Below are 15,045 nucleotides of genomic sequence, written 5' to 3'. Positions count from 1 at the left end.
TGGCAAATATCAAAAGCCGATCAAGCCGATGGAGTGGGGCTATCAAAAGGATTTAGACAGCGCCTTCAAGACCAAAGCGGTGACGCCGGATTTGCCGTTCCCCTTTGGCTATCATTGGAAGGGGGGTCAATCGGGTTTGATCTACGCCTACAAGGAACGCAACGCCAATTAGTTTGCGCGCATTATTTCTGGGAGCGTGTCTTGTCCTGATGGCTCAAGGCTGCGCTACACAAATAACCCGGGGCACTTTCCAAACCAGCGATGGCGTCGCGCTTTCGATTCTGGAAGCCGGGCGTGAGCACGCCGCCAGCAGCAAACTCAAGATTGCTTTACTGACCGGCTGGACCATGCCAGCGGCCATCTGGCAAAACCAGCTCGAAGAGTTCGGCAAAGACTATCACACCTTGGCCCTCGACCCGCGCGGTCAGGGCGAATCGGAAATCCCGCGTTCTGGCTACACCGCCGAACGTCGCGCCAGCGATCTGCGCGAGTTTCTTCAGCCTTTAGCCAATGTCGTGCTCGTCGGTTGGTCGCTCGGTGCCATCGAGTCGCTGCAGTACATCCACATGTTCGGCGCCGACAAGCTCGCCGGCTTGGTGCTGGTCGACAGCTCGGTGGGCGAGGAGCCCAAGCCGGAGGGGGAGGGGACGTTTCTGCAAAGCTTGCGCGAGGACCGCGACAAGGTCGTTGATGGATTTATGCGGGCCATCTTTGCTAAGCCGTTGCCCGAGAGTGAGTTTCAGAAACTCATCCAAGGCGCCAAGCGCATGCCGTTGGAAGATAGTATCGCGCTGTTGTCCTATCCGTTTGTGCGCACCCATTGGAAAGAGATCGCCCACGCCTTCAAAAAGCCACTGCTGTATGCGGTCACGCCGCAGTTTGAAGAACAGGCGTATAACTTGAAAAAGAACCGGCCCGCCACCCAGATTGAGATTTTCAAAGAAGCCGGCCACACACTCTTCGTCGATGAGCCGGAGCGGTTCAATGCGCTGGTGCGGGAGTTTGTGGCGAAGTTGCAGAAGTAGTTCGGATTATCTCGCGCACAGGCGCTGAGGGCGCGGACCTGAAACCCCCTACTGCCACAAGCTTTTGATAAAGCCGCTCTTCTCCAACTCTTCCATGTAGCTGGTGTCGATAAACTCGCTGGGCTTGCGATCTTTTGCTTTTGGGTTGCTCTCGGCGAGCAGCTTCAGTGCGTTTTCGATGCTCTTGGTCGTGATCGCCGGCACCTTACGGATGATTTTGGTGCTGAAGAGATCATGGGTTTGGTTCAATGCTTCCTCGTCTGAGATGCCGCCGTATCTTTTGAGCGCGCGGATGGCTAACGCGCGATCGGTGAGCAGCCGCTTGTGGCCTTCGGTGTAGGCGCGCAGAAAGCGCAGCACGGTGTCGCGATTCTTGCGGCCCCATTCGCGGCTGATGGAAACCGTCGTGGTCGGGATCTCGCCGCCGGACTCGCCGAAGTCGTGCAGCGCTTTGAGACCGGTCTTTTCGGCGAAGAACGATGTCGGGAACGACAGCACGCCGGCGTCGACCTTTTTTAGAGAAATGGCGGTGGCGATGTCGCGCTGACTGCCGATCTGCAAGAGCGTGACGTCCTTCTTCGGATCGAGCCCCCAGCCGCTTAACGCCGGACGAATCAGCAGGTCGGTCAATGAGCCAAAGCGCGTCACCGCGATGGATTTGCCTCTGAGATCGGCGGTGGCGGAGATGCTCGGATGAACGATCAGTTTCATCAAGTGCATGTCGATGGAGTTGGCGAGAAAAATCAAATCGGCGCCGGCAAGGGAGGATTGCAACGTTACCAATGCTGAAGTCGTCGTGACATCCAATTGCCCGGCGACATGGACGGCCACCATCTGCACGCCCTGCACGTAGATCAACTGAGTGTCGAGCCCGTATTTTTCGAAGAGCTTGGCTTCCTTGGTCACGTAGACCGGATACATGCTAGCGCTGTGCGACGGATAGCCGACATTAAGTTTACGCAGCGCATCCGCCGCGAGCAGATTTCGGGTACTAGAGGCGAGGAAAAAAAGACCTGCGATGAATGCCAGCACCGAGCGCATCGATGTCCTCCGTTCATTTTTCATTGTCAATGTTTGGTTCTCAATCGTCTCAAGGTGCGCCAAAGAACCTTACCGTGTTGTCGTGCAGCAACTTCTTCTTCTGGGTTTCGCTCAAGTCCTTGCGCTCGATAATTTCCAATGCGGCATTCTCACGCCCTTCGCCGTGTGGGAAGTCCGATGAGAATAGCACATGATCTTCGCCAATGAGATCGAAAAGCTGGTGCAGCATGCGGTCGTCGGCTTCGGCGGCCATAAAGATTCTTCCCGATTTCACATAATCGCGCACGCTCAAGCGCGGCAGGTCGGCAGGATTCGGCATGCTCAAGCCGAACGGGTGGGCGCCGCGGTCGAGCGGCAGATAGTGATCCATACGCGAGACTATATAGAAAATCCATTCCGCACCGAATTCGAGAAAAGCGACCTTCAAATCCTGATAACGATCGAGCATGCGGTGGCCGACGATGGCCATGAAGGCGAGCTGCGCCGGTAACGACATGCCGATGATGTGGCCGTCGTAGATCGAGCGGCCGAGCTGGGCCAGCGGCGGGTAGCTCATGCCCATGTGGACGCAGAGCGGCATTTTGGTCTTAGCGAACTCGTCCCAGATGGGCAGAAAACTGGGATCGGACAGCAGACGCTCGCCGGCGGTGCCGAAGACTACCGCGGCGCGGGCGCCGAGTGCTTGCATCTCCTCGATGGCGGCGAACGCCTGCGGTTGATCGCGCAGCGGCAGCAAGCCGGACCATTTGAGTCGCTGCGGCGCAGTTTCGCATTGCTTGCCGACGAAGCGGTTGTAGGCGCGGCACAGCGCCGCTTCGAAACCGGGGTCGCTCGTCATGTGCGCGTAGAGCGTGCTGGGAAACAGCATTTGGGCGTCGAAACCCATCCGATCCATGTCCGCCAGGCGCGCCTTGGGATCGTTGAGCGTCATGCTCGGCACCGAGCAATGCTCGCGCGTTGCATTAGCGCCGAACTCGACCAAGACATTGCGCGGCGTGTTGGCCTGCTGCGCGCCGGGACCGAGCGCATGCGGTTCGAGTGAGCCTTCGATCAACCAACCGGCGTTGAAGTTGCCGAGGCCGTTGTCATCATGAATCGTCACCGGCCGCGGCCGGCGCGTTCGATACTGTTCTGGCAAACTCTCCCACATGCTTGGGTTGATCGAGCCGTGGGCGTCAGCGTCGTAAACACGAAAGCCTTGTAACATAAGAATCCTTTTTCACCCGCCAAAACTTTGCGTCTTTGCGCCTTTGCGCGAGATTCTTCCGCTCGGCTGCTGCTATGCCGCGCTGCGTGCTTGGTGGCCAAGGTCGACATGCTGAGCGAGCCGTTGCGCAGCTGCACCATGCGCACGTCGAGGCCATATTTCCGGAAGGTGCCGCGCTCGACACCGACCCACATGGGACCGACGGTTTGATTTTGACCGGCGTAGGCGACCAGGATGGGGGTGAGATTCTGGGCGTGGGCGAGGCGTGCCGCCGAACAAATGATGGCGCAGGCGATGAAGATCGAAGCTCTTGCGCCGTGGTAAATCATGGCGTCTTTTCCAACTCGTGAGGTTCCCCGTTGTTAAAAACTCGGTGTCCTTCGACAGGCTCAGGACGAACGGAACCAGGGCTGAAATCGCTCACAAAAAGGTCCGTTCATGCTGAGCTTGTCGAAGCATTCTGCGGATTTCAACAGAATCTAAAGCGTGCTGCCTTTCGCTCGAACAGCGTCATTGCCAAAGCCGCTTGAAGAATCCGGCTTTTTCCAGCTCATCGATGTAACGGTTATCATAGTAGGCCGTGAGCGGGGTTTTTTGCACGGCCGGCGCTTCGATGAGTTTTAGGCCGACCAGCTGATCCGCCAAATCTTTGAAGACATCCGTTGGCACGCGCGGGTCTTTGGCGAAGGCGTCGACGGCGGCTTGGTAGCTTTCGTCGAGCATGTTCTGGCGCGGGATCTTGGTGTACTTGCCCAGGACTTTGGTCGCTAGCGGTTTATCGTCGAGCATTTTTTTCAAACCCTCTGACACCGCCTGAATAAATCGTTTGGTCACGTCCGGATTCTTCTCGGCGAAGCTGCGCCGGGCGACGATCCCTTGCTCGATGAAGCGGATGTTCATATCGCGTATCTGTTTGATGCTGACTAGCTCGCGAAAGCCCTTCTCGCGCAGGACGACACTTTGCGGCGCGGGGATCATGGCGCCGGCGATGGCGTTGGTGCTGAGCGCCGTCATCGACTCCGGGTAGCCGCCGGTCTGGATGACCACTGCGTCGCTCACGTTGGAGCGGTCGAGAATCGCTTTGGCGGTAAAATGCGACACCGAGCCGAAACGTGTGACGCCGACGCGCTTGCCGCTCAGTTGGCTCACCTGCGTAATCGACGGTTGCACGTAGAGCGGCACGCTGAACGACTTCACCAGCGCCGCGACCTGGATCACATCGCCGCCCCTCAGCACGTTGGTGATGACCGCCGGCCCGGCCATGCCCGCGAGGTCTGCCTCGCCGGCGAGCATCGACTGGACGATCATCGACGACGCGCCGGCGAAGATCGGATAGACCTCGAGCCCGTGCTTTTCGTAGATTTTCGCGTCATGGGCGATGAGAAACGGCAGCGAATGATAGGAGATGGGCGAGTAGGGGAATTTGATTTTGTCGAGAGCGGACGCCGCCTCTGGCGCGAGGGTTAGGAAAAACAAGATCCCACAAAGTAGCAGTGTCCGTCGAACCATATCCACCCCTTGCGATATTCAGAGTAGGTTGGGTTAGCGCAGCGTAACCCAACATCTTCGATTTGCTCTCATGCCGTGAGACTCGTCGGGTTACGCTCCGCTAACCCGACCTACATAAAGTTACGCGCTTGGGGCGGGTCTCAGACCCGCCCCTACGTACCGGAATAATTCCGAACTCTGCGCCCTCAGCGCCTCTGCGCGAGACATTCTCCGAGACCCCGTTCAAATTTTATAAAATCTCCGCGCGTTCTCGCCCAGGATCGACGCTTTGTGCTCTTCTTTCAAATCTTTGCGCACCTGGATTTCGTCGATTTCTTCCAAACAATTGTCAAGGGAAATCTCATGGGGAAAATCCGACGCAAACATGAACGGCTCGGGGCCGACGCGCTCGATCGCGTAGGCTAATGCCTTTTCGTTGCCCTCGCAGCTGCAGAAGATCTTCCCGCTAGTGAAATAGTCCACCGGTTTGCGCTTGATTCTCAGGCCGCCGTACTCCTGCTCGCGGTGCAGCCGGTCCAGCACCATCGGAATCCAACAGGTGCCGCCTTCCAGGAAGCCAACTCGCAGCGTGGGGAACTCGTCGAAAACGCCGTCAACGATCATGCCTGTGGCAGCGATGGCCAGAGGCACCGGCATGCCCAATGCGCGAGTCGCCGGAAAAACGGTGTAGCTGTTGAATCCAAGATCGCCGTAACAGCCGCCGTGCACCGCCATGGCGCAATCGAGTTTCGCGGCTTCTTCGTAAATGGGCCAGAAATGTTTGTGGCTCAAATGAGGCTGGAGTCCATTGGACGGCAGCATGGCGCCGACCATGCCGAGATCTTTGACGGCGCGGCGCAGCTCAATGACTGCGGCATCGACATCCTGCAGGGGGATCAGAGCGATGCCTTTTAGCCGCGAGTTGAACTTCAAATATCTTGCTGCCAACCAGTCATTGTAAGCTCTCGCATAGGCGATCGCCCAGGGTGGAAAGATCACCTGGCCGTAGGCCAAGCCTTCGGTGGGAAATAGCGCGCTGAACTCCAGACCCATCTTGTCGAGAAACTGCACCCATTTTTCCGGTCCAACGGATGGATCGAAGGTGCCCGGTTTACGCTCTTCCAAGCGCGGCGTGTGAAAGCGGTCAATGCTCGGCAGAACGCGCCGCGGATTCATATGGCCGGTAGTTTTGAATGGTTCGCCAACCAGACGAATGATCTCGTCAGTGGTCTCCATCACATGACCGTCGCAGTCGACGTATTGGTTCGCCATCGTTGTTCCCTCCCTCTTTGTCTTATCTTGAATACGGAAGCCCATGCCCCTCTGTCAATAGAAAGACTACCGCATTTAGCGTTTAAGGTCTGGCGTCAAGGTTACGGATCGGCAACGCGAGATGCTAGACCCCAAACGCTAGGCACTTGTCATGACGACTGCTTTTGGTTTATTTCTAGGCAGTACTGCGAGGAATTTCATCAATGCCCTACGCAAAATCCAAAGACGGAGTCGATATCTACTACGAGGCCCATGGCGAGGGCGCGCCGCTTTTGTTTCTCAGCGAAACCGCCTGCGACGGCGCGGTCTGGAATCTTTATCAAACCCCGGAGTTTTCCCGTGATCATCGGGTGGTGATTTTCGACTACCGTGGCACGGGTTTGTCTGGCAGGCCTGCGGTCAAATATAGCACCGAAATGTTCGCCGAGGACGCCGTGGCGGTTCTCGATCATCTAGGGCTCGAAGGGGCGGTGGTGTGCGGCCATTCAATGGGCGGGAGAGTCGCGCAATTGATCGCGCTCAACCATCCGCGCAAAGTAAGCAAGCTGATCCTCGCCTCCAGCGGCGCGGCGCACCCAGGCGAGCGGGGGATTCCTATCCGAATCGCCACAGAAATGGTCGAGTGGGGCTACGTCAAATATGTCCGCGACCATACGATCGTCGTCGGCTGGACCGAGGTCTACGCCCGAAATCATATGCCCGAAATCGAAAAGTACCTCCAGGTGCGCATGGCGAACCTCTGCCCGCCGGAGTTTTACTTTCGCCATGTGCAGGCACGCCAGGAGCATGACACGAGCACGCGTCTGAAAGAGATCAAAGTGCCGACGTTGATTTTTGTCGGCGACGACGATCACTTCGTCGTCAGCGACATGTCGCACCGCAGCGGCGCGGATATCCTGGCGCGGGGGATTGCGAACTCGAAGTTGGTTTTGATCCCTGAAGCGCGCCATAGTTATTTCTACACCGAGCCGGAAAAAGTGCATCAGCTCATGCGCGAGTTTATTAAGGGTGGTTAAGAAATTTTGCACCGCACCAAGGTAAGACAACAAGAAGCTTGACAAGAATCTTTGCCAACCGTCGTGCTCTTCGTGTCTCCTTCGTGGTGAATAATTCAATTGCAATAACGGAGGTCAGCCATGCCCTACACAGCCAAAGGCCGTACCAAGAACTTTCCGGTCTTCGATTGCGACAGCCATATTTACGAGCCGCCGGAGGTCTGGGATAAATATATCCCGCAGAAGAATCGCGACTTCGCCAAGACGCATTTTTATCGCGACGCCGACCGGCTTTTCTTAGTGCGCAATTCGCGCATTAGCTTTCGCGATCCCGATACCTGGAAATATCCCGGCGAGACCTGGCATCCCGGCCTTACGAAAAAAATCATCGGCCAGACCCAACCCGGCACGAAAGAGTGGGACGAGGTGGTCGGCCGCAACCGGAGCGCGCGCGATCCGCACGCGCGGCTCAAAGACATGGACGCTTCGGGCATCGACCAGGTAATGATTTTCCCGTCGACCTTTGTCTACCTGCCACTGGTAGAGAATGCCGATGCTGCCTATACGTGCGCGCGGGGCTACAACGACTGGGTTTACGACTATTGCAGTGCCGACAAGAAGCGGCTCTATCCGGCGGCGGTGCTGCCGACGCAGAGCGTCGACTATGCCATCGAGGAGCTGCGCCGGGTCGCCAAGCGCGGCTTTAAGTCCGCTCTGGTCCGACCGATTATCGCGCAGGGAAAATATCCGACATTTCCCGAGTACGATCCCTTGTGGAAGGAGTTCGAAGAGCTAGGCATCGTTCTCGGCATGCATACTTTTCCGTCGCGCGGCGAAGCGATGTCGCCGGAGCTAGACAAACGTATGGGCGCCAATCGCAAGCGCTTATTCTCCGACGAAGACATCATGGTCTATTCGCCGGGTCAGTTCGTCGCCAACATCATGCAGATCATGGGTTCGAAGCAGGCCGGGGATGCCGCATACGGCTTTATGGCCGAAGCGATGACCTGGACCGGCGTGGTTTTGATGACCGGTTGGCTGGAGAAGTTCCCCAAGCTCAAGGTCGCGATACTTGAATCCAATTCCAGTTGGCTGCCGCTGGTGCTGGAGAAAGCCGAAACTTATTTGGATCTCTACAAGCACATCGGCGAGAAGATCGGCGATCCCCACGATGTATTTTACAAACAATGCTTCATCGCATTTGAAAGCGACGAGATGATTACCCTGCGCCTGTGGGATCTGTACGAAAATATTGCCTTGTGGTCGTCCGACATGCCGCACCTGGACGCCTCGGATGTCTGGGAAGCGATCGACTACATGGACAAGTACAAGGTGCCGCAGAGCGCCAGAGAAAAGATGCTCGGCGGCAACGCGCGCCGGCTCTACGGCATCGAGCCCGAGTTGTTTGTCACAAAAGCGCCGGAAGAGTATAAGCCGCAGACCATGTCGCGCTTCGCTTAGATGGACTGAACGCGTTCAAAACGTTCCACCGCTTTGCTTCGTCCAAACCGTTCAAGAGGCTTCACAACTTCTTCAACCTCCGAAACGTTGCTCCCCCGCGGTCGCGGGGGAGGACACAGGAGAGGGTTGAACGGAGCGCTAGCGATTGAACGATTTGAACGGCTTGAACGTTATCTCTTGTAGAGCTGTTTTACGAACCCGCTGGCTTCCACTTCGCGCACCAAACTTGGATCGACAAAGTGCCTCGGATCGGCCGCCGCTGCTTTGGCGTCGCGGGGTGCCATTTCATCCAACATGGTTTTAACGCCGTCCGGCGTGGGCAGCAGGTTGTCGGGATAGGCTGCGGTGTAGGTCTGCCAGGCGCGCTCCAAGGCGGTCTGGTCAGTGATACGCAGGTACTTGCCCCAGATCGCTTTGGCTTCTTCTTTGTTGGTCTTGTTGAAGTGAGTCGCTTCGATCATCGCGCGGGTGAATTTTAGCAGCAGCGGCCGCTTGGCTTTGACGATCGCTTCGCGCGTCAGCACGGCATTCCACCAAAACGGAATTTTTAGAGTGCCAATATCGAACAGCTGACGAAAGCCCAACTGCAACGCCTGGTGCACAAACGGTTCGGGCATGATGGTGAAGTTGATAACACCCTTGGTCAGCGAGGCAAATCTTTCGGGATTGCCACCGGCGGTAATGATCTTTGCATCTTTCTCGGGATCGACGCCCAGTCGCCGCAGCGCAAAGCGCAGGCCCATGTCCGAGGTGCTGCCGATGCGATTGACGCCGCCCGTTTTCCCTTTGAGCTGCTCTGGGGCTGTGATGCTTTGCTGGGTAATAATGTGGTCGACGAAAGTCCGCACCATGCCCAGGATCATAACGGTGTCGGCGCCGGCCAAACGTGAGCTAGTCAGCGTTGTTACCGAGATCGACGAGACATCGATTTCACCGGCCAGCAGCGCCTGGAGCACGATGGGGCTGGCGCTGATGCTGATGATCTCCGGCTCGACACCATATTTTTGCAGCAGTTTCTTTTCCTGCAGAACCCAGATGCCGGCGTTGGCGGGACTGGCGCCGGCCCAGGCGATGCGAATGCGCTCCTGAGCCGAGGTAGCGCCGACGGAGAGCAATAATAGGGAAATGGTCAGGAGCACAAGCCGAGGTTGTTTGCTCATGGTCACCCTCCAAAGAAAAGTTTGTCTAGGGTGGGTTAGTCGTCCGCGACCTAACCCACCGTGCTTCGGTGCCGTTTTGCTCCGCCAAAATCTCTAGATCATTTAAGAATTTCGCGCAGTTTTGCCACCAGCGGCGCTTCGAGCTTGAGCAATTCACGAACATTTTTTTCCAACTCTTCGCCGCTGCCGGGATTGAACTCCAAGTTGGCTTTCGCCGCCTCGGCGAGCAGCTCGGGGTCTTTCATGGTATCCATGAAAGCTTTGCGCAGGATATCGACAATGTCTTTGCGCGTGCCGGGCGGCACGAGATAGGGCCGTACCGCCGCCCCGTGCGCTTGGGCGACGGCGGCAATCATTTTGCGCGCCTCATCAGACTTGGCAAAGCTCACCGCCAACGGCACTTTGGGAATGTCCGGGTGAGACTTCAAGCTCAGCTGTACGACGAGGGATATCTCGTTGTTCTCCAACTCCTTGCGCCAGGTGGCGCGGATCGATTGCCAGGAGTTGCTCAAACCCGCTACTTCGCCACTGTTGACTGCCAGGCGGATCGGCGCGGTGCCTTTGTATCCTTGAATGATCTGCATCGGCAGACCCAGTGCCGCTTCGAGGACTTTCGCTGTGTCGTAGCTGCCGTCGCCCGGCGAGATGGCGCCCAACTTGACCGGCGTCTTGGCGGCCAGCCACTGTTCGATGCTCGTCACGCCGCTCGATTTGGCGAGGGACACGACGAAGTTATCTTGCGCTGGGACCGCGATGTAGCCAAATTGCAGCGCGTCAAACTCGATGCCCGGCCGGCCCAGGACCTGCTGCAGAAATTGCCCGCCGACAAAATGGCCGATGGTCAAGCCATCGGGTTTGGCGACTTTAAACATATGGTTCGCTGACAGCATGCCGCCGGCGCCCGGCATGTTGTCAACGATCACAGAAGGGCTGCCCGGAATATGCCTGGCAAGATGCCGGCCTATAAGCCGCGTGTAGGTGTCGTAGCCGCCGCCCGGCGATGTGCCGACGATGATGCGGAGCGCTTTGCCTTCGTAGTATGGCACCGCTGCGAAAAGTCCCGCGGCATTGAAAAGATAGCCAATAATCAAAGAAACCAACGATACCTTAATTTTCACAGGACGCTTCCTTTCTTAAAAACCGATTGTTTTGAACTTCGTGCTTTCGCGGTGAAAATGGTGGCTCAGCCCGGCATCTCCGCCAACAGCCGGCCATAGCCCTTGATCGAATGGCGCAAGCCCAGGCTAAGCTGCGTGCCCCAAGCGCGCGCCGGGCCAGCGTGAACCACCGTCTTGCCAGTCTGGTTTTCCAAGCGCTCGATGATCTCCACCGATTTCCAGGCCGAGCCGAGCATGTAGATGCCATCGGCGTTTTTATGTTTGCTGGCAACGCCGAGCATGAATTCTAAAACTTTTTCCGGCGGAATTTTCGGCACATCCAAAAACGCGCCGCCGATGCCTTCCATGGCCAGCACTTCAAAGCCGGCGTCGGTGAAATATTTGGCGAAAAGGTTGTTCATCTTTTCCGGGAAATAGCTGGCACCGACGAATTTTTTCATACCCAAAGTGCGCAGGGCTTTGACGTGATTTTGCCCCGAGGTCCACATCGGCACGTTGTACTTCTTCTCCCAGCTGGCGATTAGCTCCAGCTCTTTTTGATAGCCCAGCAGCATGAACGGCGGCGCGCCGCTCGGGCGGACCAGGTTAGCGCCCATTTTAGCGAATTCCGCCGATTTGGCTTCATAGCCGGGCATGGAAGCGGCGAACTCCTCCTCGGTGCCGCGGGTGAAGTTCATAGTCGAAGAGAGAAACTTGATCTTGGCCGGGATCAGCGTGTCGAGATCGAGTTCCTGGCCGGCTTCCGGTCGATCGGTCGGCCGAACGGTGCCGACGAGATATTCTTTTTCGCCCTGTGCCATGAAAGTGGCCTCTCTGCTGAGTTCGCGCAATCTAAGCACTTAGTCCGGCTAAGAATCAAGCGATCCGGGTTAACCTGGACAACGTCGGCGCGAATTTCTATGATCCGGCGTTATGAATCTCCAGGTGGGCAAAGTCGCTTTCATCGGTGTTGGGCGGATGGGGAAATTTTCGATTTTTCGATGGCGCGGAAAGTAGGCACGGAGTTGCAGGCGAAAGGGTGGAAGCCGTAGCAGAGAAACAGTTGCACCACGCAAACACGAAGAACCCAGCGCGGCAGCCGCAACCGAATTGGATAAGAGGCTTAACCGCAAAAAGCGCAAAAGACGCAAAACTGGGGGAGGAAATTGTCACCACGAAGGACACGAAGATCACGAAGGTAAGGGAAGAGAATCAAAAAATTGTCTCCGAGCTTCGTGTCCTTGGCGTCTTCGTGGTGAGAGTTTCGCTGCTTCTTACGGGAGAATGCAGTGGACGTATCGGCCCGAGATGGTGCCGACCTATCCCAAGTGAGCATTGTTCCTGCAGCGGTTAAAGCGGTTTCCCCGTCGGATTGACCACTTTGACCGTCATCACGACGTCTGTGAAGTGTCCGCCGCGTCTGCCGAGCGCGAGGGTGCCGGAAACGACGATGGTTTGGTCGAGATATTTTTTTAGGTTGCCCGCAGGGTCGTCCGGGAAGATCAACTGGACGAAACTGACGTTGGTCATGGGCTCAAGCGCGTCGCGCCTCTCGGGGTTGGTGCGCACCCGAATCGGCGTCGGCAGCACCAAAATTGGCACCTCAACCTTTTCATCGGTTTCGGGCTCGCTGCCGTAGGTGGGCTTGCCGTATTTGGTGACTTGAATCAGGTTGCCTTGGATCCGACTAACCGAAGGATCGTAGTGAAACCAACCTTGCTGCTGGCCATGGCCTGCCGACGGCAGAATCGTTAGGAGTGCGAGCAAGGCTAGAAGTGTCTTCATGCTCACGTTATCGGCAAAATTGCCGGCAATAATTAGTCCTCCGGCGCGCCGCCGGATTTCGCTAAATCTTCGACTTTTACCTTGTCGACGTTGAGCTTCGCTGCCGCGCTTTGCATGCGTTCGAGCACTTCGTCAAAACCCAATGGCGCGGCTTCTTTGGGTCGGAAACGCAGTGGATTGATGCGCGCGACGACGAAGCTTTTGAGATACGGACTGGTGAGCCCTTTGGCCTTCAGGGCGTCGACTTTCTCGACCACGGTTCGATCCAAATTCATCAAAGCTTTGGCGCGCTCGCGCCGGGTGTCAAGTGCTTGGCGCAGAGATTTTTTCAGGAACTGATCCGAACGGCGCAAGATCGGATGGTAGGCACCGCCGCTGAACCGGCCATTGTCGAGATAGCAAAGACCCAGCGTGATCAGCGCGGCTTCTTCGAATTCGAGGGCGTAGGATTCTTCGCTGGCGTCGTCAAGGGTGGCTAGCTCGTCATACATGCGAATCACTTCCAAGGCGCGCTCGCGCAGGTTGTGGGCTTTTTCGGTATTGAGCGCGAGGATCTGGTAAGCCGTCGCCGCCTCGGGCACGACGATGGCAATAATGCTTTTGGCGCCGAGGGTTTTCATCGCCGACAACCTGTGGTTGCCGTTGGGCGTCCAGTAGCGCGTCGCGCTATCACGGACTTCCTTGCGCACGGCGACGATCGGGTCGAGAAAGCGGCTGAGCTTGGCGATAACGCCTTCGAGCTTGCGCACGTGGGTGTCGGAGAGATTGCGCTGATAGGGCGTCGGTTCGACTTTGTCGATGGGCAGCGCCGCGATGACGAGCCAATGGCCGCCAAAGGGTTCGCGGTAGGAGGTTAGGAGCGCGCCGCCATCGGAGCGGATTTCGCGTTCCAGCGTCTGAACGTTTTCCGGTTTTGTGCCGCAGAGCAATTCACTAGCTTCGAGACCCGATGACTTGCCGGCGGGCTTGCGCCGCTTCTTGGGCGCGCCTGATTTCTTTTTTGCTTTTCTCTCGGCCATCGTTCGCCTAACTCAGTAATTATCCAAACGCTTCATTTTTTGCCGCGATAAGATGATCGCCAACGCGGTGCTAGCCACCATGGCGCCGCCGAACGCTACCGCCACGGGAGCGCCGGCAAATTCGGCAACGCCTCCAGCGATGGTGCCGCCCAGCGGCATCAGTTCCCAGGCTAGGCCGGAGATGCCCATGACGCGCCCGCGCAGTTCCTCGGGCAGATTTAACTGCAAGGTCTGGTTTACGCAGGTCATGTAAAACTGGCTGGTCATGCCCAAGCCGAAGACTAGCGCCAGCGACAACGGATAGGACGAAGAAAAAGCGAAGAGCATCAAGATGGTGCCAAATAGCGTGGCGCCAACGGCGGTCTGCAAAACGCGGCGGCCGCTATGCGACAGGTAGGCGGCAAGGAAAGTTCCGGCCAGCGCGCCGGCGCCGGCGCTGCTTTGCAAAAAGCCAAAACCGCGCGAGCCTACCTGCAAGATGTCGCGGGCGAAGATCGGCATCAGCGTGACGTGGGACATGCCGAAAACGCTGTTGAAAAAGGTCAGGCCGATAAACGTATAATAGATTTCGTTTTGGCGGATGAAGCTCAAACCGTCCCTCATGTGCTGCAAAAGGCCGCCCGCGGCGGTCGGCGCGATGTGGCGCGCCAATCGAAGCATGATCCATAAGATCAAGGAGGTGAACGACGCGGCGAAGCAAAGGTAATACGTGAAAGCGACACCGAAGAGATAAATACAAAGCCCCGCAGCGGCCGGGCCGGTGAATTTGCAGAGCTGCCAGATCGTGCCGCCGATGGCAACCGCGTTGGGAATATCTTCCTTAGGCACCATGTGCGGCAACAGGGCCAAACGGCTCGGCCGGTCAAAGGCGCGCACGGCGCCGGAAAGAAAAGCGATCGCCATGACATGCCACTGCGCCACAGTGTGGGTCGCGACGAGTGTCGCAAGGACGAAATAGAGCAGGGCGATGATCGCCTGGGCGGCGACCATAATACGCCGGCGGTCGGCCCGGTCGGCGATGACGCCGCCGACCAGCGTAAGTGCAATCGTCGGAATCGCCTGGCTCAGACCTGTCAGACCGAGCAGCAAGGGCGAGCTGGTCAGCTCCAAGACGAGCCAGCTTTGGGCGACGAATTCGATATTTTGCGCCATCACCGAGGATAGCTGACCAAACCAGTAGAGCCGGTAATTGCGGTGGCGCAGCGCGCTCAAAGAGTCGGTGAGTCGCGGCTTTTTGTGGACGGCGGCCGAGGCGGTGTCGACCCGCGACACAGTTTGGGAATCTTCTGCCGACATAAGTTTGTTATTGTTCCCACGAATAGCCGTTAGCTGTCAAAGCGCGGCAAGACTTTTTGCCTGCAGGGTGTTACTGTCCCACTCTGGGAGGGTTGAAGCCCTCGCCTTTAGGCGACGGCTTTAGCACGTTTTGGCGGAGCTGTGGTAATGTCTGCGGATGAAAGAATATCGACGCGGAGCGCACACCGTATTCGAAATC

14 protein-coding genes are annotated in these 15,045 nt (G+C 57.3%); 3 read left to right on the top strand and 11 right to left on the bottom strand.

From position 1 onward, the window contains the following. Positions 1-209: 209 nt before the first annotated feature. Positions 210-1,025 carry an alpha/beta hydrolase gene (locus FJ145_25780; protein MBM4264821.1) on the top strand — a complete coding sequence of 272 codons (816 nt, stop codon included), beginning with the start codon at positions 210-212 and terminating at the stop codon, positions 1,023-1,025. A 48-nt stretch (positions 1,026-1,073) separates the two neighbouring features. On the opposite strand, the gene FJ145_25775 is transcribed toward FJ145_25780, so the two are convergent. The 5 genes from FJ145_25775 to FJ145_25755 all read right to left on the bottom strand — a co-directional run bounded on the left by FJ145_25775 (position 1,074) and on the right by FJ145_25755 (position 6,078). Next, the gene (locus FJ145_25775) at positions 1,074-2,090 is read right to left on the bottom strand and encodes an ABC transporter substrate-binding protein (protein MBM4264820.1); all 1,017 of its coding nucleotides are present in this window, start codon (positions 2,088-2,090) and stop codon (positions 1,074-1,076) included. Positions 2,091-2,115: 25 nt separating this feature from the next. Continuing rightward, a complete protein-coding gene (locus FJ145_25770; GenBank protein MBM4264819.1) occupies positions 2,116-3,273 on the bottom strand; it encodes an amidohydrolase in 1,158 nt (385 codons plus the stop codon). Next, a complete protein-coding gene (locus tag FJ145_25765; GenBank protein ID MBM4264818.1) occupies positions 3,165-3,602 on the bottom strand; it encodes a hypothetical protein in 438 nt (145 codons plus the stop codon). Before FJ145_25765 ends, FJ145_25770 begins: the two co-directional genes overlap by 109 nt. A 181-nt stretch (positions 3,603-3,783) precedes the next feature. Beyond that, positions 3,784-4,782 (bottom strand): ABC transporter substrate-binding protein, encoded by a 999-nt coding sequence (locus FJ145_25760; protein MBM4264817.1) that lies wholly within the window; start codon positions 4,780-4,782, stop codon positions 3,784-3,786. 222 nt (positions 4,783-5,004) lie between these two features. Next, positions 5,005-6,078 (bottom strand): amidohydrolase, encoded by a 1,074-nt coding sequence (locus tag FJ145_25755; GenBank protein ID MBM4264816.1) that lies wholly within the window; start codon positions 6,076-6,078, stop codon positions 5,005-5,007. A gap of 158 nt (positions 6,079-6,236) precedes the next feature. On the opposite strand from FJ145_25755, the gene FJ145_25750 reads away from it, so the two are divergent. Beyond that, on the top strand, positions 6,237-7,049 hold the full coding sequence (locus FJ145_25750; protein MBM4264815.1) for an alpha/beta fold hydrolase: 813 nt from the start codon (positions 6,237-6,239) through the stop codon (positions 7,047-7,049). 120 nt (positions 7,050-7,169) lie between these two features. Continuing rightward, positions 7,170-8,489: an amidohydrolase gene (locus tag FJ145_25745; GenBank protein MBM4264814.1), complete on the top strand. Its 1,320-nt coding sequence runs from the start codon at positions 7,170-7,172 to the stop codon at positions 8,487-8,489. 170 nt (positions 8,490-8,659) lie between these two features. On the opposite strand, the gene FJ145_25740 is transcribed toward FJ145_25745, so the two are convergent. From FJ145_25740 to FJ145_25715, 6 genes are all read right to left on the bottom strand, one after another. Continuing rightward, positions 8,660-9,649: an ABC transporter substrate-binding protein gene (locus FJ145_25740; protein MBM4264813.1), complete on the bottom strand. Its 990-nt coding sequence runs from the start codon at positions 9,647-9,649 to the stop codon at positions 8,660-8,662. A gap of 98 nt (positions 9,650-9,747) precedes the next feature. Then, positions 9,748-10,767, bottom strand: coding sequence for a hypothetical protein (locus FJ145_25735; GenBank protein ID MBM4264812.1), 1,020 nt, complete (start codon positions 10,765-10,767; stop codon positions 9,748-9,750). Between the two features lie 65 nt (positions 10,768-10,832). Further along, positions 10,833-11,567 (bottom strand): hypothetical protein, encoded by a 735-nt coding sequence (locus FJ145_25730; GenBank protein MBM4264811.1) that lies wholly within the window; start codon positions 11,565-11,567, stop codon positions 10,833-10,835. A gap of 529 nt (positions 11,568-12,096) precedes the next feature. Next, positions 12,097-12,531 carry a DUF4431 domain-containing protein gene (locus FJ145_25725; protein ID MBM4264810.1) on the bottom strand — a complete coding sequence of 145 codons (435 nt, stop codon included), beginning with the start codon at positions 12,529-12,531 and terminating at the stop codon, positions 12,097-12,099. Between the two features lie 32 nt (positions 12,532-12,563). After that, positions 12,564-13,550 (bottom strand): chromosome partitioning protein ParB, encoded by a 987-nt coding sequence (locus FJ145_25720; protein MBM4264809.1) that lies wholly within the window; start codon positions 13,548-13,550, stop codon positions 12,564-12,566. Positions 13,551-13,562: 12 nt separating this feature from the next. Further along, positions 13,563-14,846, bottom strand: coding sequence for an MFS transporter (locus tag FJ145_25715; protein MBM4264808.1), 1,284 nt, complete (start codon positions 14,844-14,846; stop codon positions 13,563-13,565). Positions 14,847-15,045: the final 199 nt, after the last annotated feature.

This window comes from Deltaproteobacteria bacterium, from assembly GCA_016874755.1.
GTDB lineage: Bacteria > Desulfobacterota > Binatia > UBA9968 > UBA9968 > DP-20.
This window is presented reverse-complemented; position numbering and strand designations above follow the sequence as displayed.